The organism is Pseudomonas sp. G2-4, from assembly GCF_030064125.1.
Lineage (GTDB): Bacteria > Pseudomonadota > Gammaproteobacteria > Pseudomonadales > Pseudomonadaceae > Aquipseudomonas.
This window is the reverse complement of sequence record NZ_CP125957.1, coordinates 2,049,613-2,072,642: the sequence shown is the minus strand read 5'-3', so window position 1 is coordinate 2,072,642 and position 23,030 is coordinate 2,049,613. Positions and strand designations below refer to the sequence as shown.

The following is a 23,030-nucleotide window of genomic DNA, read 5'->3' as shown; positions in this document are numbered from 1 at the left end:
AAGCGACAGACGGAATCAATGAAGAACCCGCGGCCCCTCTTCCTTGTTGAATTCGCCTTCAACCAGGCGACCCGCCATCTGAACGCCCACGCTCAGCATCGCCTTCGCGACTTCGACGTGTTGGCCCTGGAGGAATACCTTGGCATCTTCGGAGAAGTTCAGGGTAACCAGAGAACCTTCGTCCTCAGCCCTGCGCAGCTCGATGCGGCCATCAGGAAGTTCGACAATTTCTAGAAAGGACGTAGGCATAAAAGTCTGTTCTCCACGAAAGGCGAGGATTATATAGTCATCGGCCAGGCTTCGCTCGGGATCTTGACCAAGCGTTATCAACAAACAGACCGGACTGAAGGAAAATTCAGCACTCGTTCAAACCTTCGCGAAAGCGAATCGCCAGACTTTTCAGGTTCTGACGCCAGCTCTCCAGCTCTTCCTGGCTCAGCTCCTGCTCGGGGTCTTGCTCATCCAGGTTGACCGCAACGATCAACGGTTGAGTCACGTCGCCCTTAGGCTTTCGAGGAGCCCGTGGCGGTTGGAACAGCGCCGCGTGGGCTGCCAGCAACTGGGCCAGCCAGGTTTCCGGGTTGTGGGCCAGTTCGACCATCTCGGCCAACTCAGGAATGGCAATGGTATCCAGCACTTCGCGGGTCAACAGCAGCTCGGCCCGTGGCGCATTCGCTTGTGGCAGACGATAGAAGCCCGCAATTTCATGGCACAGCCCCAACAACGCACCGTACAGATGAAACAGCGCTGATTCGCGCCCTGCCTGGATCAGCGCCGGGGAATTCATCGCACGCCCATCCTCCGCCCTGGCGAGCGCTTCGAGCGACAGGCCGGCGAAATAGATTTTCTGATTGGTGCGGGTGTAGAGTTCGTGGGCCATGACGGCATTCTCCCCAACGAAATAAAAGCTTCACGCAAGGGCGACAGTGTCGTGGATCAACCGAGGCCACTGCAAGCCAAAAACAAAAAGGCCGCATGAAAACCCTTGGGTTGTCATGCGGCCTTTTGTTAGGTCTATGCGGATTTAGCGATTGTAGAGGGCGGCTGCGCCGCCAGCGGGAGCAAGCTCCCTCGCCACAAGAGCCTCAACCCCGCCCTCCAGACAAGCCCTGGCGATCAGCGCTTGTCCTCGACCGTCCATTTACCGCCATCGTAGTACGCCTTCCAGCCGGTAGGCTTGCCGTCGACTTCGGTCTGCACGTACTGCTCCTTGGTCTTGCGGCTGTAGCGAATCACCGCTGGGCGACCTTCCGGGTCTTTTTGCGGTGCCTCACAGAGGAAATGGTACTTCGGATCGATCTCGCTCTTATGCGGAAGGATTTCCATCACCAATGGTGCACGGGTCTCGCGGTTTTTCGGGAACTGACTGGCCGCCAGGAACAGGCCAGACGCACCGTCGCGCAAGATGTAGGTGTCATTGACCTTCTCGCACTTGAGCTCCGGCATCTTCACCGGATCCATCTTCGGCGGCGCCGCATCACCGCTCTTGAGCAGTTTGCGGGTGTTCTTGCAGGTTGGATTGGTGCAACCGAAGAACTTGCCGAAACGACCGGTCTTGAGCTGCATCTCGCTGCCACACTTGTCGCATTCCAGGCTCGGGCCTTCATAGCCCTTGATGCGGTAGGTGCCCTCTTCGATCTCGTAACCGGCACAATCTGGGTTGTTACCGCAGATGTGCAGCTTGCGCTTTTCATCCAACAGGTAAGCATCCATCGCCGTGCTGCAGATCGGGCAGCGATGCTTGCCGCGCAAAACCAGGGATTCCGATTCGCCCTCGTCGTCGGCTGCGATTTCATCGCCGGGCACCAGGTTGACCGTCGCCTTGCAGCGCTCCTTGGGTGGCAGGCTGTAGCCCGAGCAACCGAGGAATACACCGGTCGAGGCGGTACGGATCTGCATTGGACGCCCGCAGGTCAAGCACGGAATGTCGGTCATGACCGGCTGGTTGGCCCGCATGCCGTTGTCCGGGCTTTCGGCCACTTCGAGTTTTTTCTTGAAGTCGCCGTAGAACTCGTCGAGGACGTTTTTCCAGTCCCGCTCACCCTGGGCCACATCGTCGAGGTTCTCTTCCATACCGGCGGTGAAGCCGTAGTCCATCAGGTTCGAGAAGCTCTCGGACAAACGCTCGGTAACAATGTCACCCATCTTTTCCGAATAGAACCGACGGTTGTGCAGCGCCACGTAGCCGCGATCCTGGATGGTGGAAATGATCGCCGCGTAGGTCGAAGGACGACCGATGCCACGCTTTTCCATTTCCTTGACCAGGCTGGCTTCCGAATAACGAGCCGGCGGCTTGGTGAAGTGCTGCGTCGGATCAAGCTTGATCAGCTTCATCACGTCGCCCTGGGCCATGTCCGGCAGGACGTCGTCGTCCCCAGGCTTAGTGATTTGCGGCATGACGCGAGTGTAGCCGTCGAACTTCAGGATGCGGCCCTTGGCACGCAGCTCGAAGTCGCCGGCACCGACGCTGACCGTGGTCGACAGGTATTGCGCCGGCAGCATCTGGCAAGCCAGGAACTGGCGCCAGATCAGTTCATAGAGACGCTCGGCATCGCGCTCCATGCCAGACAATTTACTTGGCTCGGTGTTGGCGTCGGACGGACGAATCGCTTCGTGCGCCTCTTGCGCGCCGGCTTTACTGCTGTAGACGTTCGGCGTTTCCGGCAGGTATTTCTTGCCGAACTCGCTTTCTATATAACTGCGCGCCATCGCCACGGCATCGACCGAGAGATTGGTCGAGTCGGTACGCATATAAGTGATGTAGCCGGCTTCGTACAGACGCTGGGCCATCATCATGGTTTTCTTCACGCCAAAGCCCAGGCGGTTGCTCGCAGCCTGTTGCAAGGTAGAAGTAATGAACGGCGCCGACGGTTTGCTGCTGGTCGGTTTATCTTCGCGCTTGACGATGCTGTAGCTGGAAGCCTTGAGCTTCTCCAGCGCGGCCATGGCCTGGGCTTCGTTGAGCGGCTTGAAGGCCTCGCCCTTCTCCCGGGCCACGTCGAAGCGCACGGTGGCGCCCTTCGCGGTGCCGAGGTCGGCGTGGACTTCCCAGTACTCTTCAGGGATGAACGCGCGGATCTCCCGCTCACGCTCCACCACCAACTTCACCGCAACCGACTGCACACGACCAGCCGACAGGCCGCGGGCGATCTTGGCCCACAGCAGTGGCGAGACCATGTAGCCCACCACGCGGTCAAGGAAACGACGCGCCTGTTGGGCGTTGACCCGATCGATGTCCAGCTCGCCTGGTTGGGAAAAGGCTTCCTGGATGGCCTTTTTGGTGATTTCGTTGAACACCACGCGCTTGTAGCGGCTGTCATCCCCACCAATGGCTTCGCGCAGGTGCCAGGCAATGGCTTCCCCTTCGCGGTCCAAGTCCGTCGCGAGATAGATGGTGTCGGCATCCTTGGCGAGCCGGCGCAGCTCTTCGATGACCTTTTCCTTGCCTGGAAGGATCTCGTACTTGGCCTTCCAGCCGTGTTCCGGATCGACCCCCATGCGTGAGACCAGCTGCTTGCGCGCCTTGTCTTTCGGCGACAGCGCCGGCGCTTCACCGGCAGCAGCCTTGCCGCGCTTGGCGGCTGGCTCCTTGCTGGCGCTAGCCGAACCGCTGGTGGGCAGGTCTCGGATATGGCCGATACTCGACTTCACCACGTATTGGTTGCCCAGATACTTGTTGATGGTCTTGGCCTTAGCCGGGGATTCCACAATGACCAGCGATTTGCCCATGGATCAGAAAATTCCTGAATTCTAAAAAGTGAAAGGCGGTTGGCGCCTGACGCGGCACCGCTATATATAGTGGCTGCAGGGTGAGGTCAAGCGCAGGGTTACCCGCATGTTGGCCTCAAGGCTTGGAAAAAATGCTCTCCTCGGCCTGCACCAAAGCAAAGCGTGGCACCTGTTCTCCGTCAACCTCGACGGACTCCTCGAACATGCTCAAGGGACGCACCCAAAAGCCGTAATCGCCATACAGGGCTTGATAGAAGACCACTTCTTCCTCGGTCTCGGAGTGCCGTGCAATGCTGAATACACGGTACTGCGGACCTTTGTAATGTTGGTAGAGCCCAGGTTGTATCGGCATGCTTTGGCCCTCACTGAAATCTTTCCAAAATAAAAACAAAATTTTTCTTACTAAACCCAGAAAAACAAAAACCGGGGCACTTGGCCCCGGCTTCCATCGACGTAACGCTTAGACGCGTTCGAAGACAGTGGCGATGCCTTGGCCGAGACCAATGCACATGGTGGACACCCCAAAAGTGCCGCCGTTCTGCTTCATGACGTTGAGCAGGGTGCCAGAGATACGCGCACCGGAGCAACCGAACGGGTGACCCAGGGCGATCGCGCCGCCGTGCAGGTTAACCTTCTCGTTCATCTTGTCGAGCACTTTCAAATCTTTCAGCACGGGCAGGGCCTGTGCGGCGAAAGCTTCGTTGAGCTCGAAGAAGTCGATATCGGAAATGCTCAGGCCTGCACGCTTCAAGGCTTTCTGCGTGGCCGGTACTGGACCATAGCCCATGATCGCCGGGTCCACACCCGCCACCGCCATCGAACGAATCACCGCCATCGGCTGGATGCCCAGGTCCTGGGCACGCTGGGCCGACATCACGATCATGCACGAGGCACCGTCGGTGATCTGCGACGAAGTCCCGGCTGTCACGGTGCCGCCCTTCGGATTGAAGGCCGGCTTGAGGGCCGCCAGGCTTTCCAGGGTGGTTTCCGGACGAATGGTTTCGTCGTAGTCGAACAGCTTCAGGAAGCCGTTCTCGTCGTAGCCCTGCATCGGGATGATCTCATCCTTGAACTTACCCTCCACGGTCGCCTTGTGGGCGAGCTGGTGGGAGCGCACGCCGAAGGCGTCCTGCTGTTCGCGGGTGATGCCGTGCATTTTGCCGAGCATTTCCGCGGTCAGGCCCATCATGCCCGAGGCTTTCGCCGCGTACAGCGACATGTGCGGGTTCGGATCGACACCGTGCATCATGCTCACGTGGCCCATGTGCTCGACACCGCCGACGACAAACACGTCACCGTTGCCAGTCATGATCGCCTGGGCGGCGGTGTGCAGCGCGCTCATGGACGAACCGCACAGGCGGCTGACGGTCTGGCCGGCCGCCGTGTGGGGAATCTGGGTCATCAGCGAGGCCATGCGGGCGATGTTCCAGCCCTGCTCCAGGGTCTGGTTCACACAGCCCCAGATCACGTCCTCGACTTCGTTTGGGTCGACCTTGACGTTGCGTTCCAGCAGCTTGCTGATCAGGTGCGCCGACATGTCTTCGGCGCGGGTGTTGCGGTGCATGCCGCCCTTGGAGCGGCCCATCGGCGTACGACCGAAGTCGACAATCACGACGTCTCTAGGATTCAAGCTCATAAATGTTCTCTCGCTCTAGTCGTTGGGCGCTTAACCGAAGAAGCTCTGGCCGTTCTTGGCCATTTCACGCAGCTTCGCGGTCGGGTGGTACAGCGCGCCCAAATCAGCGTACTGGTCAGCCAGGGCAACGAACTCGGCCACACCGATCGAATCGATGTAGCGCAGCGCACCGCCACGGAATGGAGGGAAACCGATACCGTAGACCAGACCCATGTCGGCTTCGGCGGCGGTTTCGACAATGCCGTCTTCCAGGCAACGCACGGTCTCGAGGCACAGTGGGATCATCATCCAGTTGATGATGTCCTCGTCGGTGACTTCGCGCTGTTCGTAGACGATCGGCTTGAGCACTTCCAGCACCGACGAATCGGCGACTTTCTTCTGCTTGCCGCGTTTGTCGGTCTCGTAGGCGTAGAAGCCCTTGCCGTTCTTCTGGCCCAGGCGCTTGGCTTCGTAGAGCACGTCGACAGCCGAACGGCGGTCGTCTTTCATGCGGTCCGGGAAGCCTTCAGCCATGACGTCGCGACCGTGGTGGCCGGTGTCGATGCCGACCACGTCCATCAGGTACGCCGGGCCCATCGGCCAGCCGAATTTTTCCATGATCTTGTCGATGCGCACGAAGTCGACGCCAGCGCTGACCAGCTTGGCGAAACCGCCGAAGTATGGGAACAGCACACGGTTGACCAAAAAGCCCGGGCAGTCGTTGACGACAATTGGGTTCTTGCCCATTTTCTTGGCGTAGGCAACGGTGGTGGCTACGGCCAGTTCGCTGGACTTCTCGCCACGGATCACTTCCACCAACGGCATCATGTGCACCGGGTTGAAGAAGTGCATGCCGACGAAGTTTTCCGGACGCTTGAGGGCCTTGGCCAGCAGCGAAATGGAGATGGTCGAGGTGTTCGAGGCGAGGATGGTGTCCTCTTTGACCTTATCTTCGACTTCAGCCAGCACCGCTTGCTTGACCTTAGGGTTCTCGACCACAGCTTCGACCACCAGGTCGACATGGCCGAAATCGCCGTAGGACAGGGTCGGACGGATGCCGTTGAGCACTTCGGCCATCTTCGCCGCGGTCATGCGACCTTTATCGACGCGACCAACCAGCAGCTTGGCGGCTTCGGCCAGGCCCTGCTCGATGCCGTGTTCGTTGATGTCTTTCATCAGGATCGGCGTGCCCTTGGACGCCGACTGGTAGGCGATACCGCCACCCATGATGCCGGCACCGAGCACGGCGGCCTGCTTCACGTCACGGGCGATTTCGTCGTAGGCCTTGGCCTTTTTCTTCAGTTCCTGGTCATTGAGGAACAGACCGATCAGGCTTTGTGCTGCCGAGGTCTTGGCCAGCTTGACGAAGCCGGTGGCCTCGACTTCCAGTGCCTTGTCGCGACCGAAGTTCGCGGCTTTCTGGATGGTCTTGATCGCTTCGACCGGTGCCGGGTAGTTCGGGCCTGCCTGACCGGCGACGAAACCCTTGGCGGTCTCGAAGGCCATCATTTGCTCAATCGCGTTGAGCTTGAGCTTCTCCAGCTTCGGCTGACGCTTGGCCTTGTAGTCAAACTCGCCGCTGATGGCGCGCTTGATCATTTCAAGGGCCGCTTCCTGGAGTTTGCCAGGCTCGACCACGGCATCCACCGCGCCGACTTTCAGCGCATCTTCAGCGCGGTTTTCCTTGCCGGCGGCAATCCACTCGATAGCGTTGTCGGCACCGATCAGGCGCGGCAGGCGCACGGTACCGCCGAAGCCTGGGTAGATGCCCAGCTTGACTTCCGGCAGGCCGATCTTGGCGACGGTGGACATGACGCGGTAGTCCGCCGCCAGGCACATTTCCAGGCCGCCGCCCAGGGCGATACCGTTGATGGCCGCGACGGTCGGTACGTTGAGGTCTTCGAAGTCGCTGAAAATACGGTTGGCTTCGAGGTTGCCAGCGATCAGTTCGGCATCGGGCAGCTTGAAGTTATCGACGAATTCGGTGATGTCGGCGCCGACGATGAAGACGTCCTTGCCGCTGCTGACGATCACACCCTTGATCGAAGCATCTGCCTTGATAGTGTCCACTGCCTGACGCAATTCATTCAGGGTTAGACGGTTGAACTTGTTGACGGACTCACCCTTGAGATCGAACTTCAGTTCGACGATGCCACTTTCAAGAGCCTTAACCGTGATGGCTTTACCTTCGTAAATCATCAACTGATCTCCACGATATGGAAGCTGAACAGTACACGTTGGACGCTGGCTGCTGGTTCGGCATTGACGTTACCGTCGATGCTACGCCAATCCGCCAGGCACACCCGTCAACGCGATAGTCGGGTTCTGTAGGAGCATTCTGAAAATACAAACGCTCAATTCATACGCCCGTTTGATTTGGGTACGTCACCTTCACGGAATTTCCGACAATTGTCAATCGCCCTAAACAGGGGCTTGAACGCGACTTTACGGTCATTTCCGTACCGTACGGATCCGCAACACGGCACCGCATGAGCAGCTATTCATAGAATCAATAATTAGAAAAATCGCCCTAATTCCAGACACACCGGATCCAGCCGACTACGCTGTCGGGAGCGCGATTGAATATTCGGGAACAGAGGACGTTACGAACGCACGCCCTGACATGAGATTGATTACCGGCCTGCCTGGCCAACCCGCCCGATGAGACTGTCGGGCTTTTTTACGCCTCAGGCCAACGCCTTCAGCACATTGGTAATGTCCTGCAAAACACTGGCTTCGCCCTTTTCGCCCCAGTACAAGGCGATCATTTGCCGGTCGGCTTCGATTTTGTAGACGTTGGCCGGCAATTTTTCGAAATGATTGAGCAGGGACTCATCCTGGCAGACTTCCCGCCACTGGTTGACCCACACCCCCGGCGCAGTTTGCCAGTAACTCCACACGGCCGGTTGCTTGCCACGGCGAGGCCGGTGGTACTGGGCACAGGGGTTTGGCGGCTGCTGGCCGAGCCAGTGTGGCCACTCCTGCGGCGCCAGTTGCATGGCCAGCCCCAGGCGTCGCGCCTCCATGCGCAGGGCCATGCGACCACTCTGAACACGGGACGGCCGCAACCATGCCAAAGGGCTTAACACCACTAACAGGATTGACACCACTATCCAGACCGTCATATCTGTACTCCCGAATTCTGATGAGCCCATTGAGCCACCCTGCCATCAATGCGCTTGAAACCAGCCATACTTACCGTATCGCAATTCTCTGGAGTGCTTTCCATGTACTACACAAACGTCCTGGTCGCCGTAGACCTCACCGAAGAATGCGATCCCGTCGTCAAACGCGCTCGCGCCCTGTGCGACGGCAGAGACACCAAGCTGTCGCTGGTGCATATCGTCGAGCCGATGGCCATGGCCTTTGGTGGTGATGTGCCGATGGACCTTTCCCAGCTGCAGCAACAGCAATTCGATCAAGCCAAGGAACGCCTTGACCGATTGATCGTGAAGTACCCGGACCTGAAAAAGGAGAACTGCCATCTGACCTACGGTCAACCGCGCCAGGAGATCCATCACTTGGCCAAGGAACAGGGTTGTGACCTGATCGTCGTCGGCAGTCATGGCCGCCATGGCCTGGCGTTGCTACTGGGCTCGACCGCCAACGACGTGCTGCATGGCGCGCCTTGCGATGTACTGGCGGTGCACCTGGTCAAGCGCAGCTAATTCACCGAAGGAGCTCACTGAACCTGTGGCGAGGGAGCTTGCTCCCTCGCCACAGGTTCAGTGAGCGTGCGGGTTCAAGCGTCCAGTTCAGCCCAGCGCTCAACCAGTGCATCCAGCTCGGCTTGCAACTGCTCCAACTGCGCGATGACCTTGGCAGTTTCGGCAGCAGGCCGCTGGTAGAACCCGGCGTCGGCCATTTCGGCTTCTACCGCTGCGATCTGCTTTTCCTTGGCGTCGATATCGCCCGGCAGCGCTTCCAGTTCGCGTTGCAGCTTGTAGCTGAGCTTTTTCTTCGCCGGCGCCGCTGCTGCGACAACCGGGGCCGGCTCGGCCTTGACCACCGCCGAATTCAGGTCGGCCTTGCCAGACTTGCTCTCGGTCACGCCCAGTAGACGCGGCGAACCGCCCTGGCGCAGCCAGTCCTGATAGCCACCGACGTATTCGCGCACCAGGCCTTCGCCTTCGAACACCAGGGTACTGGTGACCACGTTATCGAGGAATGCCCGGTCGTGACTGACCATCAGCACGGTGCCGTTGAACGTCAACAACACCTCTTCCAGCAATTCGAGGGTTTCCACGTCCAGGTCGTTGGTCGGTTCGTCGAGCACCAGCAGGTTCGCCGGTTTGCTGAACAGCTTGGCCAGCAACAGGCGGGCACGCTCGCCGCCGGACAGCGCCTTGACTGGCGTACGAGCGCGCTGGGGGCTGAACAGGAAATCGCCCAGATAGCTCAGTACGTGGCGGCTCTGACCATCGATATCGATAAAGTCGCGGCCTTCAGCCACGTTGTCGATCACGGTCTTTTCCAGGTCCAACTGATGGCGCAACTGGTCGAAGTAGGCAACGTCGATCTTCGTGCCCTCTTCCACCTTGCCGTTGGTCGGCACCAGGCCGCCGAGCATCAGCTTGAGCAAGGTGGTCTTGCCGGTACCGTTGGCACCCAACAGACCAATGCGATCACCACGCTGCAGCACCATGGAAAAGTCCTTGATCAGGAACGGGCCGCCAGGGTGCGCGAAACTCACGTTTTCAAGAACCATCACCTGCTTGCCGGACTTGTCAGCAGTATCCAACTGAATGTTGGCCTTGCCGGTGCGCTCGCGACGCTCGCTGCGTTCCATGCGCAAGGCCTTGAGCGCCCGCACGCGGCCTTCGTTACGGGTGCGACGAGCCTTGATGCCCTGGCGAATCCAGACTTCTTCCTGGGCCAGCTTCTTATCGAACAGCGCGTTAGCGGTTTCTTCCGCAGCCAGCGCCGCTTCCTTGTGCACCAGGAAGCTGGCGTAGTCGCCGTTCCAGTCGATCAGGCCGCCGCGGTCCAGTTCGAGGATGCGCGTTGCCAGGTTCTGCAGGAAAGAACGGTCGTGGGTGATGAACAGTACTGCGCCCTGGAAATCCTTCAAGGCCTCTTCAAGCCAGGCGATAGCGCCAATGTCCAAGTGGTTGGTCGGTTCGTCGAGCAGCAAAAGGTCCGGCTCGGACACCAGGGCCTGGGCCAGCAGGACGCGACGACGCCAGCCGCCGGACAACTCGGCGAGGGTCTTGTCGGCCGGCAGTTGCAGGCGGCTCAGGGTGCTGTCGACCAGTTGCTGCAACCGCCAGCCATCACGGGCTTCAAGGTCGTGCTGCACGTGCATCAACTTGTCCAGGTCAGCGTCGGTGACGATGTTCTGGCTCAGGTGGTGATACTCGGCCAGCAGCGCGCCGACACCGTCCAGGCCTTCGGCAACCACGTCGAACACGGTCCGCTCGTCGGCCACCGGCAGTTCCTGGGGCAACTCGCCGATTTTCAGGCCTGGTGCGCGCCAGACCGAGCCGTCATCGGGCTTCTGATCGCCCTTGACCAGCTTCATCATGCTCGACTTGCCAGTGCCGTTACGGCCGATGATGCACACCCGCTCACCACGGGCGATCTGCCAGGACACCTTGTCCAACAACGGCATAGCGCCGAAAGCAAGGGACACATCGCTGAATTTGAGCAGGGTCATGAGCTTCTCCAAAAACCGGGCGCGCATTCTACCTGAGATGAGGCTTCAAGAGTCCGCCAATTTCGCCAAGGAAGCACTCTGCACAACAAATGTTGCGAACTTGCACCGGTGGACCCGCAAAGCTTTCGCCGGTTGCTGGCAAAAGGCTAAGCTACAGACAGTTACCCTGGGTTAACCCTTGGGCTTGTCATGTTTTTTTCTGCCCGGACGTATCATGCGCAGTCGCCTTTTTAGTGTTTTATCTTGTCTTTTCGTGTGTGCCACTGCCGTTCAATCCGCTCAGGCGGTGGACATCTCCACCCAACGTCAGTATTACAATGAGGCCAAGCGTGCCTTGGCCAAGGGTGATTCCGGCCCCTATTTTCGCTACAGCCAGGCCTTGCGCGATTATCCTCTGGAGCCCTATCTGGCCTACGACGAACTGACCGCTCGCCTCAAGAGCGCCAGCAACGCCGAAATCGAGAAGTTCCTCGCCGAACACGGTGACCTGCCCCAGGCCAACTGGATGAAACTACGCTGGCTGCGGTGGTTGGCCGAGCGCGGCGACTGGGCGACGTTCGTCAAGTACTACGACCCCAAGCTCAATTTCACCGAACTGGACTGCCTCAACGCCCAGTACCAGCTCAGCCATGGTCTTAAGGCCGAAGGCTACGCCAACACCGAAAAACTCTGGCTTACCGGCAAGTCCCAGCCGACAGCGTGTGACGCGCTGTTCGGCCTGTGGGCCTCCCAAGGCCAGTTGACCGAACAAAAACGCTGGGAGCGCGCCAAACTGGCTGCCCAGGCGCGCAATTACCCGTTGGCCAACAGTCTGGCCAGCGGCCTGACCACCCTCGCTCCTCGTGGCAAATTACTGGTGGACGTGGCGCAGAAGCCCGAACTGCTCAACCAGCCTTCGCGCTTCACCCCCGCCGATGAACCTATGTCCGATATCGTCAGCCTCGGCCTGCGCCGCCTGGCGCGCCAGGATCCAGAAAAAGCCATGGCGCTGCTGGACGGCTACGCTAGCACCATGCATTTCTCCCGGGATGAAAAAGTCGCGATTGCCCGGGAAATCGGCCTGACCCTGGCCAAGCGCTTCGACAGTCGCGCCTTGGACGTGATGACCAAATACGATCCGGAACTGCGGGACGACACTGTTTCTGAATGGCGTTTGCGCCTGTTGCTGCGCCTGGCCCGCTGGGACGACGCCTACCAACTGACCCGCCGCCTGCCCGAGACGCTGGCCAGCACCAACCGTTGGCGTTACTGGCAGGCCCGTACGCTGGAACTGGCTCAGCCGCAAAACCCCGAGGCACTGACGCTCTACAAGCATCTGGCCCGTGAGCGGGACTTCTATGGATTCCTGGCCGCCGACCGCTCCCAGTCGCCGTACTCGCTCGTCAACAAGCCGCTGGTGATGAGCCAGGCGCTGATCAACAAAGTACGCAACACGCCCGGTATCCGCCGCGCGCTGGAGTTTCACGCCCGTGGGGAGATTGTTGACGGACGCCGCGAGTGGTATCACGTCAGCCGGCATTTCAACCGGGACGAAATGGTCGCCCAGGCGAAATTGGCCTACGACCTGAAGTGGTATTTCCCGGCGATCCGCACCATCAGCCAGGCCAAGTACTGGGATGACCTGGACATCCGTTTCCCGATGGCCCACCGCGACACCCTGGTGCGCGAAGCCAAGGTTCGTGGCCTGCATTCAAGCTGGGTGTTCGCCATCACCCGCCAGGAAAGCGCCTTCATGGACGACGCCCGCTCCGGCGTCGGCGCCACCGGCCTGATGCAACTGATGCCCGGCACCGCCAAGGAAACCGCGCGCAAGTTCAGCATTCCCCTGGCATCGCCGCAGCAAGTGTTGAACCCGGACAAGAACATCCAGCTCGGCGCGGCCTACCTGAGCCAGGTCCACAGTCAGTTCAACGGCAACCGCGTCCTGGCCTCCGCTGCCTACAACGCCGGCCCCGGTCGCGTGCGCCAGTGGCTGCGGGGCGCCGATCATTTGAGCTTCGACGTCTGGGTCGAGAGCATTCCCTTCGACGAAACCCGCCAATACGTACAGAACGTGTTGTCATACTCGGTGATCTACGGCCAGAAGCTCAACTCGCCACAGCCGCTGGTGGACTGGCATGAGCGGTACTTTGATGATCAGTGATTAACTCTCCCACAAAGCCCTCTTCCTGTGGGAGCGAGCTTGCGCGCGATGGCGTCGGAACCTGCAACATGAATGCAAACTGACTCACCGCTATCGCGAGCAAGCTCGCTCCCACAGGGGCCTGCATCAAACACAAAATCCTTATCCACTGAACATCCCATGTGGACGCTGTATTAGTCAGTTGTCGCCTCCAGCCCCACATTGAACTGCAACGCCGCCAACCGCGCATACAGCGCATTGCTGGCGACCAGTTCCTGGTGGGTGCCCACGGCGACCACTTTGCCCTGGTCCATCACTGCGATCCGGTCGGCGTTTTTCACCGTGGCCAGGCGATGGGCGATGACCAGGGTGGTGCGGTTTTTCATCAGGCTGGGCAGGGCCTGCTGGATCAGGTGTTCGCTTTGCGCATCGAGGGCACTGGTGGCTTCGTCCAGCAGCAGGATCGGCGCGTCCACCAACAAAGCCCGGGCGATGGCCAGGCGTTGGCGCTGGCCGCCGGATAGCCCCAGGCCGCCATCGCCCAGGTGGGTCTGGTAGCCATCGGGCATTTTTTCGATGAAGTCGTGGGCGTGGGCGATCTGCGCGGCTTCGCGCACCTGCTCGGAAGTCGCGTCAGGATTGCCATAGCGAATGTTCTCTTCGACCGTACCGAAAAACAGCGCGGGGTTTTGCGAGACCAGGGCGAAATGGCGGCGCAGGTCCAGCGGATCGAGTTGGGTCAGCGGCACGTCGTCGATGAGAATCTGCCCTTGCGCCGGATCGTAGAAACGCAGCAGCAGGTCATACACCGTTGATTTGCCGGCGCCGGAAGGTCCGACCAGGGCGAGGGTTTCACCGGCGCGAATGGTCAGGTCAAGACCGTCGACCGCATAGCTTTCCGGTCGGGACGGATAGGAGAAACGCACGCCTTCAAGGCGCAAATCGCCGCGAACCCGCTCCGGCAACGTCACCAGGCCTGAAAGCGGCGGTTGGATGATGTTCTCCGAACGCAGCAACTCGGCGATGCGCTCCGCCGCACCAGCCGCGCGTTGCAACTCACCGATCACTTCGCTCAGGGTGCCAAAGGCACTGCCAACGATCAGGCTGTAGAAAACAAAAGCCGCCAGTTCACCGCCGGAGATCCGCCCGGCGATCACATCCATACCGCCGACCCAGAGCATGACCCCCACCGCTCCCAGCACCAGCACGATCACCAGCGTGATCAGCCAGGCCCTTTGAGCGATACGCTTGCGGGCAGTGTCGAAGGCCTGCTCCACCGTCACGGAAAAACGCTGTTCATCCTGAACCTGATGATTGTAGGCCTGCACGGTCTTGATCTGGCCGAGGGTTTCGGAGACGTAGCTGCCAACGTCGGCGATGCGGTCCTGGCTCTGTCGCGACAGGCTGCGCACCCTCCGGCCGAAGATCAGGATCGGCGCCAGCACCAACGGCAATGCAATCACAACGATGCTGGTCAGCTTGGGGTTGGTGATGAATAGCAACACGATGCCGCCAACGACCATCAAGGCATTACGCAGAAACAGCGACAACGACGAACCGATCACCGACTGCAACAGGGTTGTATCGGTGGTCAGCCGCGACTGTATTTCCGAACTGCGGTTGTTTTCGTAGAAGCCGGGATGCAAGTACACCAAATGGTTGAAGACCTGCCGTCGGATATCGGCCACCACCCGTTCGCCGATCCACGACACCAGGTAGAAACGGGCAAACGTACCGATCGCCAGTCCCACCACCAGCACCATGAACAGGCCGATGGATTGATTGAGCAGGTGCGGTGAGCGGGTCATGAACCCCTGGTCCACCAACAATCGGATGCCTTGCCCCATGGACAAGGTAATGCCAGCGGTAACAATCAGGGCCAGTAAAGCGCCGATGACCTGCTTGCGATAAGGGGCGATGAAACCGCTGGCCAGGCGTATGGCACGGCGTTGCTGGGAAGAAAGCATCAGGAGCATCCGATAGAACAACAGGAAAAAAGACCGGCCAGCGGCACCGAAACGCAACGCAACCAGGGTTGAATCAGAATGAGTCAGGTTAAATATGACCGCAGCGACTAGCGTATAGATGTTATCGGTCTAAAGTCTGGCTGGAAACGCAACTGTGTTTCTGATTGAGTGGAGGTGTCGCCATGAACCTACAAGGAGTGTCATGGCTCGGTCACCTGGCGACATTAAAGTAGGCGCACAACCTGATGAGGAGACAGGCCATGTCCTTGCAACACAGCAGCGACGACAAGATTCAAGTGATCCGCACGCAACCGGACCAATCCCTGGGCTGCTCGTTTATCGATGCCCAAGGGCGCGAAGTCCCGATCACTGAAGACATGATCCAGAAGGCGTGCAGCGAGCTGGAGAAACGCCTGGTCAAACCTGTCGAACAAAAGTGATACAGCCCGTCTTCAATTGGACCCGACGTTGATGTCGGGTTTTTTATGCCTGCCAGACAGAAACCTGTGGCGAGGGAGCTTGCTCCCGCTGGGTTGCGAAGCAACCCCTATTCCTGAGGGCGCAGAAGCGACGACTGCTGCGCAGCCGAGCGGGAGCAAGCTCCCTCGCCACAACAGCCTTGCCTAAACCGCGGTGGCACCGAGCGCCGTCACGATCTGTTGCAAGGTCGCGGACGCCCCTTCGATACGCACCTTCAAGCTGTCGATTTCCCGGCGCGGCGGATAGTGCTTGCGCAGGGCATCAAACGCACTGCGTTGCTCACTGACCGTTCCCACCAGGCTGCGACGAAAATCCGCGTCGTCGCGACGTGGGTCGTACACGCTCCGGCACAGCGCCGCCAGGGCCCAGGCCGGGTCGGTTTCGGCGTCCAGGGTGATGCCCGCCAGCCAGGGCCGGGGCAGCAGGTCACTCAGGCGTACTTCAACCGGTCGTTCCAGGAAAGCGCACAAGGCCTCGTAGATCTGCGCCGTGCCGCGCTGGCGACCATCAAGGCTGTAGCCGGCAATGTGCGGCGTGGCGACCACACACAGGTCGGCCAGGTCCACATCCACGGTGGGCTCCTGCTCCCAGACATCCAGCACCGCTTGCAAGTCCTCTCGCTCCAGCAGCACCTCGCGCAGCGCGGCATTATCGATCACCGGGCCTCGGGCCGCGTTGATCAACCAGGAGCCGGGCTTGAGCTGGTTCAGGCGTTCTTCATCGAACAGGTGCCAGGTCGGGTGTTCACCGTCGCGGGTCAACGGTGTGTGCAGGCTGATCACATCGCACTGCTCGATGATCTGCTCCAGGCTCACATACTCGCCACCCTCGGCGACCTGGCGTGGCGGATCGCAGACCTTCACGGTCCAGCCAAGCCCCTTGAGCACCTCGATCAACCGCCCGCCCACCTGACCGGCCCCCACCACGCCGAAGGTCCGCTGCTGGAGGTCCGCGCCTTCGATTTCAGCCAGGGTCATCAGGCTGCCCAGCACATAGTCCACCACGCCACGGGCATTGCAGCCCGGCGCACTGGCCCAGCGGATGCCGGCCTCGGCGAAATAATCGAGGTCCAGGTGATCGGTGCCAATGGTGCAGGTGCCGACGAAGCGCACCTTGCTGCCTTCCAGCAGCGCCCGATTGACCTGGCTCACCGAGCGCACCAGCAGCACGTCGGCCTGCTCGACCATCGCCCGGTCGATACCCCGCCCGGGCACCCGGCGGATTTCGCCGAAACCTTGGAAAAACGCATCAAGCAGGGGGATGTTTTCGTCAGCGACGATCAGCATGGCAGAGCTCCTTTGGCGGGGTAGGCAGTGTAGGCGCTACGCGCCTCGATGGGCCAGCGCATTACTTCAGTGAACGATGTTGTGGCGAGGGAGCTTGCTCCCGCTGGGTTGCGAAGCAACCCCAATCCAAAGAGCGACGACTGCTGCGCAGCCGAGCGGGAGCAAGCTCCCTCGCCACAGGTCACCCTGTCTCCGGCCCAAACAGTCCAAACAGTCCAAACAGTCCAAACAGTCCAGGCTGAACACACGGAGAGCTCGATTACAAATCCACAACAGAGGTTTTTTCCTGACCGCTGCGTCAAGGGGTAGAATCCGCCGCCTCGCGCTTATTTTTTTGGACGTTTCGCCTGTGAATCCTGTTATCGACACCCCCCTCTCCCGCCCGGCTCGGGTTCGTCTGGAGCTCAGGACGCTGCTGGCCTTGGCGTTGCCAATCATGGTGGCGCAACTGGCGACTACTGCCATGGGTTTTGTCGACGCCGTGATGGCGGGGCGCGTCGGCCCACGGGATCTGGCGGCAGTGGCGTTGGGCAACTCGATCTGGGTGCCGGTGTTCCTGTTGATGACTGGCACGTTGCTGGCCACGACTCCGAAAGTCGCCCAGCGCTTCGGCGCCGGTACGTTCGACCAGATCGGTCCGTTGGTGCGCCAGGCACTGTGGCTGGCGCTGGTGGTCGGATTGATCGCAACGCTGGCACTGTTCAGTGCCGAGCCGATCCTGCACATCATGAAGGTCGACCCGGAACTGATCGGTCCGTGCATGGAATACCTGCGAGGTATCGGCACCGGCCTGCCGGCGGTGGCGCTGTATCACGTGCTGCGCTGCTTCAGCGACGGCCTGGGTCGTACGCGACCGGCCATGGTCCTGGGCTTGTGCGGATTGGCACTGAACATTCCACTCAATTACATCTTCATCTACGGCCACCTCGGCGTGCCGGCCATGGGCGGCGTCGGTTGCGGCTGGGCCACGGCCATCGTGATGTGGTTCATGGCCCTGGGCATGGCGGGTTGGGCCTGTTGGGCACCGGTCTATCAATCGAGCCGGTTGTTCAGCCGTTTCGACTGGCCACACTGGACCGTCATCAAGCGCCTGCTGGGCATCGGCCTGCCGATTGGCATCGCGGTGTTCGCCGAGTCGAGTATTTTTGCGGTAATTGCCCTGCTGATCGGCAGCCTCGGCGCCACGGTCGTGGCCGGGCACCAGATCGCGCTGAACTTCAGTTCCCTGGTGTTCATGATCCCCTACTCCCTGGGCATGGCCGTGACCGTGCGGGTCGGCCAGGCCCTGGGGCGCGCTCAGCCCCGTGAAGCGCGCTTCGCCGCGGGTGTGGGGATGGGCACGGCGTTGGCCTATGCCTGCCTGTCGGCGAGCCTGATGTTCGCACTGCGCGGGCCCATCGCGGCGATCTATACCGCCGATCCGGTGGTGATTGAGGTAGCGTCGATGCTGATCGTCTACGCGGCGCTGTTTCAGTTTTCCGACGCGATCCAGGTCACGGCGGCGGGCGCGTTGCGCGGCTACCAGGACACCCGGGTGACGATGATCCTGACGCTGTTCGCGTATTGGGGCATCGGCCTGCCAGTGGGTTACGCCCTGGGCCTGACCGATTGGCTCGGCGCGCCCAGCGGCCCGAGCGGGTTGTGGCAAGGCTTGATCGTGGGCTTGAGCTGCGCGGCGCTGATGCTGTCGATTCGCCTGGCCCGCAGCGCGCGCAAGCAGATCCGCATCAGTCGCTCATCGGATTAAGCGAGCTTCTTGCGGATCCAGTAGAGGTAAGTGCCAGCCTCCTCATGCTGGGCCACCAGCTCGTGGTCCAGAAACACGCAAAACTTGGGGATGTCGCGGCGGGTCGAAGGGTCGGTGGCGATCACCTTCAGCAGTCCGCCGGGGGCCAGGTCGCGGATATGCTGGTGCAGCATCATCACCGGCTCCGGGCAATTGAGGCCCGTGGCATCCAGCGTGCCGTCGACCGGCGCATCGTTCATTTCACTCATGTTCTACTCCTGAAACTGGCCGGCATTGTCGCGCAATGCCGGCGCCCTTAACAGTTCTGCATCAATCCCTGTGGCGAGGGAGCTTGCTCCCGCTCGGCTGCGCAGCAGTCGTCGCTCTTTGGACTGGGGGTTGCTTCGCAACCCAGCGGGAGCAAGCTCCCTCGCCACAAAAACCCTTCAAGGCATCAACGGGACTTCGGCTTTTTCGTGTCCAACCGCCGCAAATGGCAGGTTACTTCCTCACGGTCGTGGTACAGCTGCTTGCAACCGATCTCGACCTTGATGCCCCGGGCCTTGAAACCGTCGGCGATGCGTTCGAGCAGACGCTTGACCTCGGCATAGCGCTGTTTCATCGGCAGTTTGAGGTTGACCACCGCTTCGCGGCAATGGCCCTCGCCGATCCATTCTTCCAGCATCGCCGCGTTACGCGCCGGTTTCTCGACGATGTCGCAGACCATCCAGTCCACCGGCTGTTTCGGCTTGAAGGTAAAACCGTCCGCCATCAGGTGCTGCACCAGGCCGGTGTCCATCAGGCTTTCCGCCATCGGACCATTGTCGATCGCGGTCACCAGCATCCCACGATTGACCAGTTGCCAGGTCCAGCCACCCGGTGCCGCGCCGAGGTCCACGCCCGTCATGTCACCGTGCAGGCGCTCGTCCCATTGGTCCCGAGGGATGAAATGGTGCCAGGCTTCCTCAAGCTTGAGGGTGGAGCGACTCGGCGCCTCCCGGGGGAATTTCAGGCGGGGAATACCCATCGGCCACATTGCCGAATTATCAGCGTCCGCCAAGCCCAGGAACACTTCGCGGCCACTCTTGAACGTCAGCAGCAGGCGCGGCTTGCGCGGATCGTCCACCAGCTTGCCGGCAGCGGCCAGCGCCTTGCGCAGCGGCCCCTCGAACTTTTTGCAGAAGTTCGACAGCTCCTTGCCGTCGTTGGTGTCCACGACTTCCAGCCACAGGCTGCCGCAGGTCGGGAAATCGGCCATGTGGGCCAGGATGACGCTGATGCGGTCGGTTTCCGGCAAATCAATGAAGGTGCCGCGCGCCCACTGGCGCGGAAAAATCAGCTCGGCGAAACGCTGGCCACGCATCAGCCGTTCGGCGCCGTCATCTTCGGTGCAGACAAATTCAGCGCAGGCACTGGCCGATTTGGCCTTGGCGTAGCCGGCCACGTTGAGTCGCGCGGCGTGCTCGGCGATCTCGGAACAGACCTCGCCTTCGAAGCCCGGCCGGCAGTGCATAAAAAGCGTGTTCATTGAAACTCCGTAGCAAAGCCTGTCACGAAAACCGCCGCATGATAGCGGAGTTCGGAACCCCGAACCTGCCCATAGAGTCCAGTGATTAGTCTTACACTTAAAACAGGGCTAGGTTAAAGGCTCTGTCCGTCCCGTCAGTCCGTAGCCGTGCGGACCCAAAGGAGTCATTTCAATGCCGTCCCTCGATAGCCTGAAAACCCTTAAAACGCTGCAAGTCGACGCCAAGACCTACCACTATTTCAGCCTGCCGGACGCCGCCCGAAGCCTGGGCGACCTGGACAAGCTGCCCATGTCCCTGAAAGTACTGCTGGAAAACCTGTTGCGCTGGGAAGATGAAAAAACCGTTACCAGCACCGACCTCAGGGCCCTGGCCGGTTGGTTGAAGGAGCGTCGTTCCGACCGCGAGATCCAATACCGCCCGGCACGGGTGTTGATGCAGGATTTCACTGGCGTTCCCGCCGTGGTCGACCTGGCCGCCATGCGCGCCGCCGTGGAAAAGGCCGGCGGCGATCCCCAGCGGATCAATCCGCTGTCGCCGGTGGACCTGGTCATCGACCATTCGGTGATGGTCGACAAATTCGCCAGCAGCCAGGCGTTCGAGCAGAACGTGGACATCGAAATGCAGCGCAACGGCGAACGCTACGCCTTCCTGCGCTGGGGCCAGAGCGCCTTCGACAACTTCAGCGTGGTACCGCCGGGCACCGGTATCTGCCATCAGGTCAACCTCGAATACCTGGGTCGCACCGTGTGGACCCGCGAAGAGGACGGCCGCACCTACGCATTCCCCGACACGTTGGTGGGCACCGACTCCCACACCACCATGATCAACGGCCTCGGCGTGCTGGGCTGGGGCGTCGGCGGGATCGAGGCAGAGGCGGCGATGCTTGGCCAGCCAGTATCGATGCTGATTCCCGAGGTCATCGGCTTCAAGCTTGTCGGCAAGCTGCGCGAAGGCATCACCGCCACCGACCTGGTGCTGACGGTCACGCAGATGCTGCGCAAGAAAGGCGTGGTGGGCAAATTCGTCGAATTTTACGGCGACGGCCTTGCCGACCTCCCCCTGGCCGACCGCGCCACCATCGCCAACATGGCTCCGGAATACGGCGCCACCTGCGGCTTCTTCCCGGTGGACGACGTGACCCTGGACTACTTGCGCCTGTCGGGGCGACCGGCGGAAACCGTGAAACTGGTGGAAGCCTATTGCAAGGCCCAGGGCCTGTGGCGCCTGCCCGGCCAGGAACCGGTGTTCACCGACACCCTGGAGCTGGACATGGGCAGTGTCGAAGCCAGCCTTGCCGGGCCGAAACGCCCGCAGGACCGGGTCTCGCTGCCCAACGTTGGCCAGGCCTTCAGTGACTTCCTGGGGCTGCAGGTCAAACCCACCAGCAAAGAAGAAGGTCGCCTGGAAAGCGAAGGTGGCGGTGGCGTCGCGGTGGGCAATGCCGATCAGGTGGGCGAAACCGAATACGAATTCGAAGGCCACACCCATCGCCTGAAAAACGGCGCGGTGGTGATCGCCGCCATCACCTCGTGCACCAACACCTCCAACCCCAGCGTGATGATGGCCGCCGGGCTGCTGGCCAAAAAAGCCGTGGAAAAAGGCCTGACCCGCAAACCGTGGGTCAAGAGTTCCCTGGCGCCGGGCTCCAAGGTGGTCACCGATTACTACAAGGCCGCCGGCCTGACCGAATATTTGGACAAACTCGGTTTCGACTTGGTGGGCTATGGCTGCACCACCTGCATCGGCAACTCCGGGCCGTTGCCGGACCCCATCGAAAAAGCCATCCAGAAAGCCGACCTGACCGTGGCCTCGGTATTGTCGGGCAACCGCAACTTCGAAGGCCGGGTGCATCCGCTGGTGAAGACCAACTGGCTGGCTTCGCCGCCCCTGGTGGTCGCCTATGCCCTGGCCGGCACGGTGCGCATCGACATCAGCAGCGAGCCACTGGGCAACGACCGGGACGGCAACCCGGTGTACCTGCGAGACATCTGGCCCAGCAGCCAGGAAGTGGCCGAAGCCGTGGCCCAGGTGAACACCAGCATGTTCCACAAAGAGTACGCCGCGGTGTTTGCCGGTGACGAGCAATGGCAAGCCATTGAAGTGCCGCAGGCGGCGACTTACATATGGCAATCCGACTCGACTTACATCCAGCATCCGCCATTCTTCGATGACATCGCGGGTCCGCCACCGGCCGTCAAAAACGTCAAGGGCGCCCGCGTCCTGGCCCTGCTGGGGGACTCGGTGACCACCGACCACATTTCCCCCGCCGGCAACATCAAGACCGACAGCCCGGCCGGCCACTACCTGCGCGAACAAGGCGTGGAGCCCCGGGACTTCAACTCCTACGGCTCAAGGCGCGGAAACCATCAGGTGATGATGCGTGGCACCTTCGCCAATATCCGTATCCGCAACGAAATGCTCGGCGGCGAAGAAGGCGGCAATACGATCTACATTCCCAGTGGCGAAAGAATGCCCATCTACGACGCCGCCATGCTGTATCAGGCCGCGGGTACGCCGCTGGTGGTGATTGCCGGCCAGGAATACGGCACCGGCTCCAGCCGGGACTGGGCGGCCAAGGGCACGAATCTGCTGGGGGTCAAGGCGGTGATCGCCGAAAGCTTCGAACGTATCCATCGCTCCAACTTGGTGGGGATGGGCGTGCTGCCGTTGCAGTTCAAGCTCGACCAGAACCGCAAGAGCCTGAACCTCACGGGCAAGGAAACCCTGGACATCCTCGGACTGGACGACGTCGAACTGACACCCCGCATGAACCTGCCGCTGGTGATCACCCGGGAGGACGGCCGCCAGGAGCGGATTGAAGTGTTGTGCCGGATCGATACCTTGAATGAAGTGGAGTACTTCAAGGCCGGAGGGATCCTTCACTACGTCCTACGGCAATTGATTGCAGCTTAAAAAGACC

Annotated in this window: 17 protein-coding genes; 5 read left to right on the top strand and 12 right to left on the bottom strand. The window is 60.7% G+C overall.

The window, feature by feature from the left end:
- Nucleotides 1-15: 15 nt before the first annotated feature.
- From QNH97_RS09205 to QNH97_RS09175, 7 genes are all read right to left on the bottom strand, one after another.
- Nucleotides 16-249, bottom strand: coding sequence for a hypothetical protein (locus tag QNH97_RS09205; RefSeq protein WP_003183419.1), 234 nt, complete (start codon nt 247-249; stop codon nt 16-18).
- Nucleotides 250-355: 106 nt separating this feature from the next.
- Nucleotides 356-880 (bottom strand): DUF6586 family protein, encoded by a 525-nt coding sequence (locus tag QNH97_RS09200; RefSeq protein ID WP_283556543.1) that lies wholly within the window; start codon nt 878-880, stop codon nt 356-358.
- 236 nt (nt 881-1,116) lie between these two features.
- Nucleotides 1,117-3,729 (bottom strand): type I DNA topoisomerase, encoded by a 2,613-nt coding sequence (gene topA, locus QNH97_RS09195; protein ID WP_283556542.1) that lies wholly within the window; start codon nt 3,727-3,729, stop codon nt 1,117-1,119.
- Nucleotides 3,730-3,844: 115 nt separating this feature from the next.
- Complete coding sequence (locus QNH97_RS09190; RefSeq protein WP_003199644.1) at nt 3,845-4,081, bottom strand: DUF1653 domain-containing protein; 237 nt, start codon at nt 4,079-4,081, stop codon at nt 3,845-3,847.
- A gap of 108 nt (nt 4,082-4,189) precedes the next feature.
- Nucleotides 4,190-5,365 carry an acetyl-CoA C-acyltransferase FadA gene (gene fadA, locus QNH97_RS09185; RefSeq protein WP_025212747.1) on the bottom strand — a complete coding sequence of 392 codons (1,176 nt, stop codon included), beginning with the start codon at nt 5,363-5,365 and terminating at the stop codon, nt 4,190-4,192.
- Between the two features lie 30 nt (nt 5,366-5,395).
- Nucleotides 5,396-7,543, bottom strand: a complete 2,148-nt coding sequence (fadB, locus tag QNH97_RS09180) for a fatty acid oxidation complex subunit alpha FadB (RefSeq protein ID WP_283556541.1) — start codon at nt 7,541-7,543, stop codon at nt 5,396-5,398.
- A 488-nt stretch (nt 7,544-8,031) separates the two neighbouring features.
- A complete protein-coding gene (locus QNH97_RS09175; RefSeq protein WP_283556540.1) occupies nt 8,032-8,469 on the bottom strand; it encodes a hypothetical protein in 438 nt (145 codons plus the stop codon).
- A 102-nt stretch (nt 8,470-8,571) separates the two neighbouring features.
- On the opposite strand from QNH97_RS09175, the gene QNH97_RS09170 reads away from it, so the two are divergent.
- A complete protein-coding gene (locus tag QNH97_RS09170; RefSeq protein ID WP_283556539.1) occupies nt 8,572-9,012 on the top strand; it encodes a universal stress protein in 441 nt (146 codons plus the stop codon).
- Between the two features lie 74 nt (nt 9,013-9,086).
- Here the strand turns inward: QNH97_RS09170 and QNH97_RS09165 are convergent, their stop codons facing one another.
- On the bottom strand, nt 9,087-11,000 hold the full coding sequence (locus tag QNH97_RS09165; protein WP_283556538.1) for an ATP-binding cassette domain-containing protein: 1,914 nt from the start codon (nt 10,998-11,000) through the stop codon (nt 9,087-9,089).
- Nucleotides 11,001-11,214: 214 nt separating this feature from the next.
- Between QNH97_RS09165 and QNH97_RS09160 the strand changes: the two genes are divergently transcribed.
- Nucleotides 11,215-13,143 (top strand): transglycosylase SLT domain-containing protein, encoded by a 1,929-nt coding sequence (locus tag QNH97_RS09160; RefSeq protein ID WP_283556537.1) that lies wholly within the window; start codon nt 11,215-11,217, stop codon nt 13,141-13,143.
- Between the two features lie 173 nt (nt 13,144-13,316).
- On the opposite strand, the gene QNH97_RS09155 is transcribed toward QNH97_RS09160, so the two are convergent.
- A complete protein-coding gene (locus QNH97_RS09155; RefSeq protein ID WP_283556536.1) occupies nt 13,317-15,098 on the bottom strand; it encodes an ABC transporter transmembrane domain-containing protein in 1,782 nt (593 codons plus the stop codon).
- 251 nt (nt 15,099-15,349) lie between these two features.
- Here QNH97_RS09155 and QNH97_RS09150 point away from each other — a divergent pair, with 251 nt between their 5' ends.
- Nucleotides 15,350-15,529: a PA1571 family protein gene (locus tag QNH97_RS09150; protein ID WP_283556535.1), complete on the top strand. Its 180-nt coding sequence runs from the start codon at nt 15,350-15,352 to the stop codon at nt 15,527-15,529.
- Nucleotides 15,530-15,712: 183 nt separating this feature from the next.
- Here QNH97_RS09150 and pdxB read toward each other — a convergent pair whose 3' ends face one another.
- Nucleotides 15,713-16,855 carry a 4-phosphoerythronate dehydrogenase PdxB gene (gene pdxB / locus QNH97_RS09145; protein ID WP_283556534.1) on the bottom strand — a complete coding sequence of 381 codons (1,143 nt, stop codon included), beginning with the start codon at nt 16,853-16,855 and terminating at the stop codon, nt 15,713-15,715.
- 349 nt (nt 16,856-17,204) lie between these two features.
- Here pdxB and QNH97_RS09140 point away from each other — a divergent pair, with 349 nt between their 5' ends.
- Nucleotides 17,205-18,602, top strand: coding sequence for an MATE family efflux transporter (locus tag QNH97_RS09140; RefSeq protein WP_283556533.1), 1,398 nt, complete (start codon nt 17,205-17,207; stop codon nt 18,600-18,602).
- Here QNH97_RS09140 and tusA read toward each other — a convergent pair.
- Together tusA and rlmM are read right to left on the bottom strand one after the other, a co-directional pair.
- Nucleotides 18,599-18,850 carry a sulfurtransferase TusA gene (gene tusA, locus QNH97_RS09135; protein ID WP_283556532.1) on the bottom strand — a complete coding sequence of 84 codons (252 nt, stop codon included), beginning with the start codon at nt 18,848-18,850 and terminating at the stop codon, nt 18,599-18,601. The two genes, QNH97_RS09140 and tusA, sit on opposite strands and share 4 nt — an antisense overlap.
- Nucleotides 18,851-19,035: 185 nt before the next feature.
- Entirely contained in the window at nt 19,036-20,109 is a 1,074-nt protein-coding gene (gene rlmM / locus QNH97_RS09130; protein WP_283556531.1) for a 23S rRNA (cytidine(2498)-2'-O)-methyltransferase RlmM, read from the bottom strand.
- Nucleotides 20,110-20,281: 172 nt separating this feature from the next.
- Here rlmM and acnA point away from each other — a divergent pair, with 172 nt between their 5' ends.
- Entirely contained in the window at nt 20,282-23,023 is a 2,742-nt protein-coding gene (acnA, locus tag QNH97_RS09125) for an aconitate hydratase AcnA (RefSeq protein WP_283556530.1), read from the top strand.
- Nucleotides 23,024-23,030: the final 7 nt, after the last annotated feature.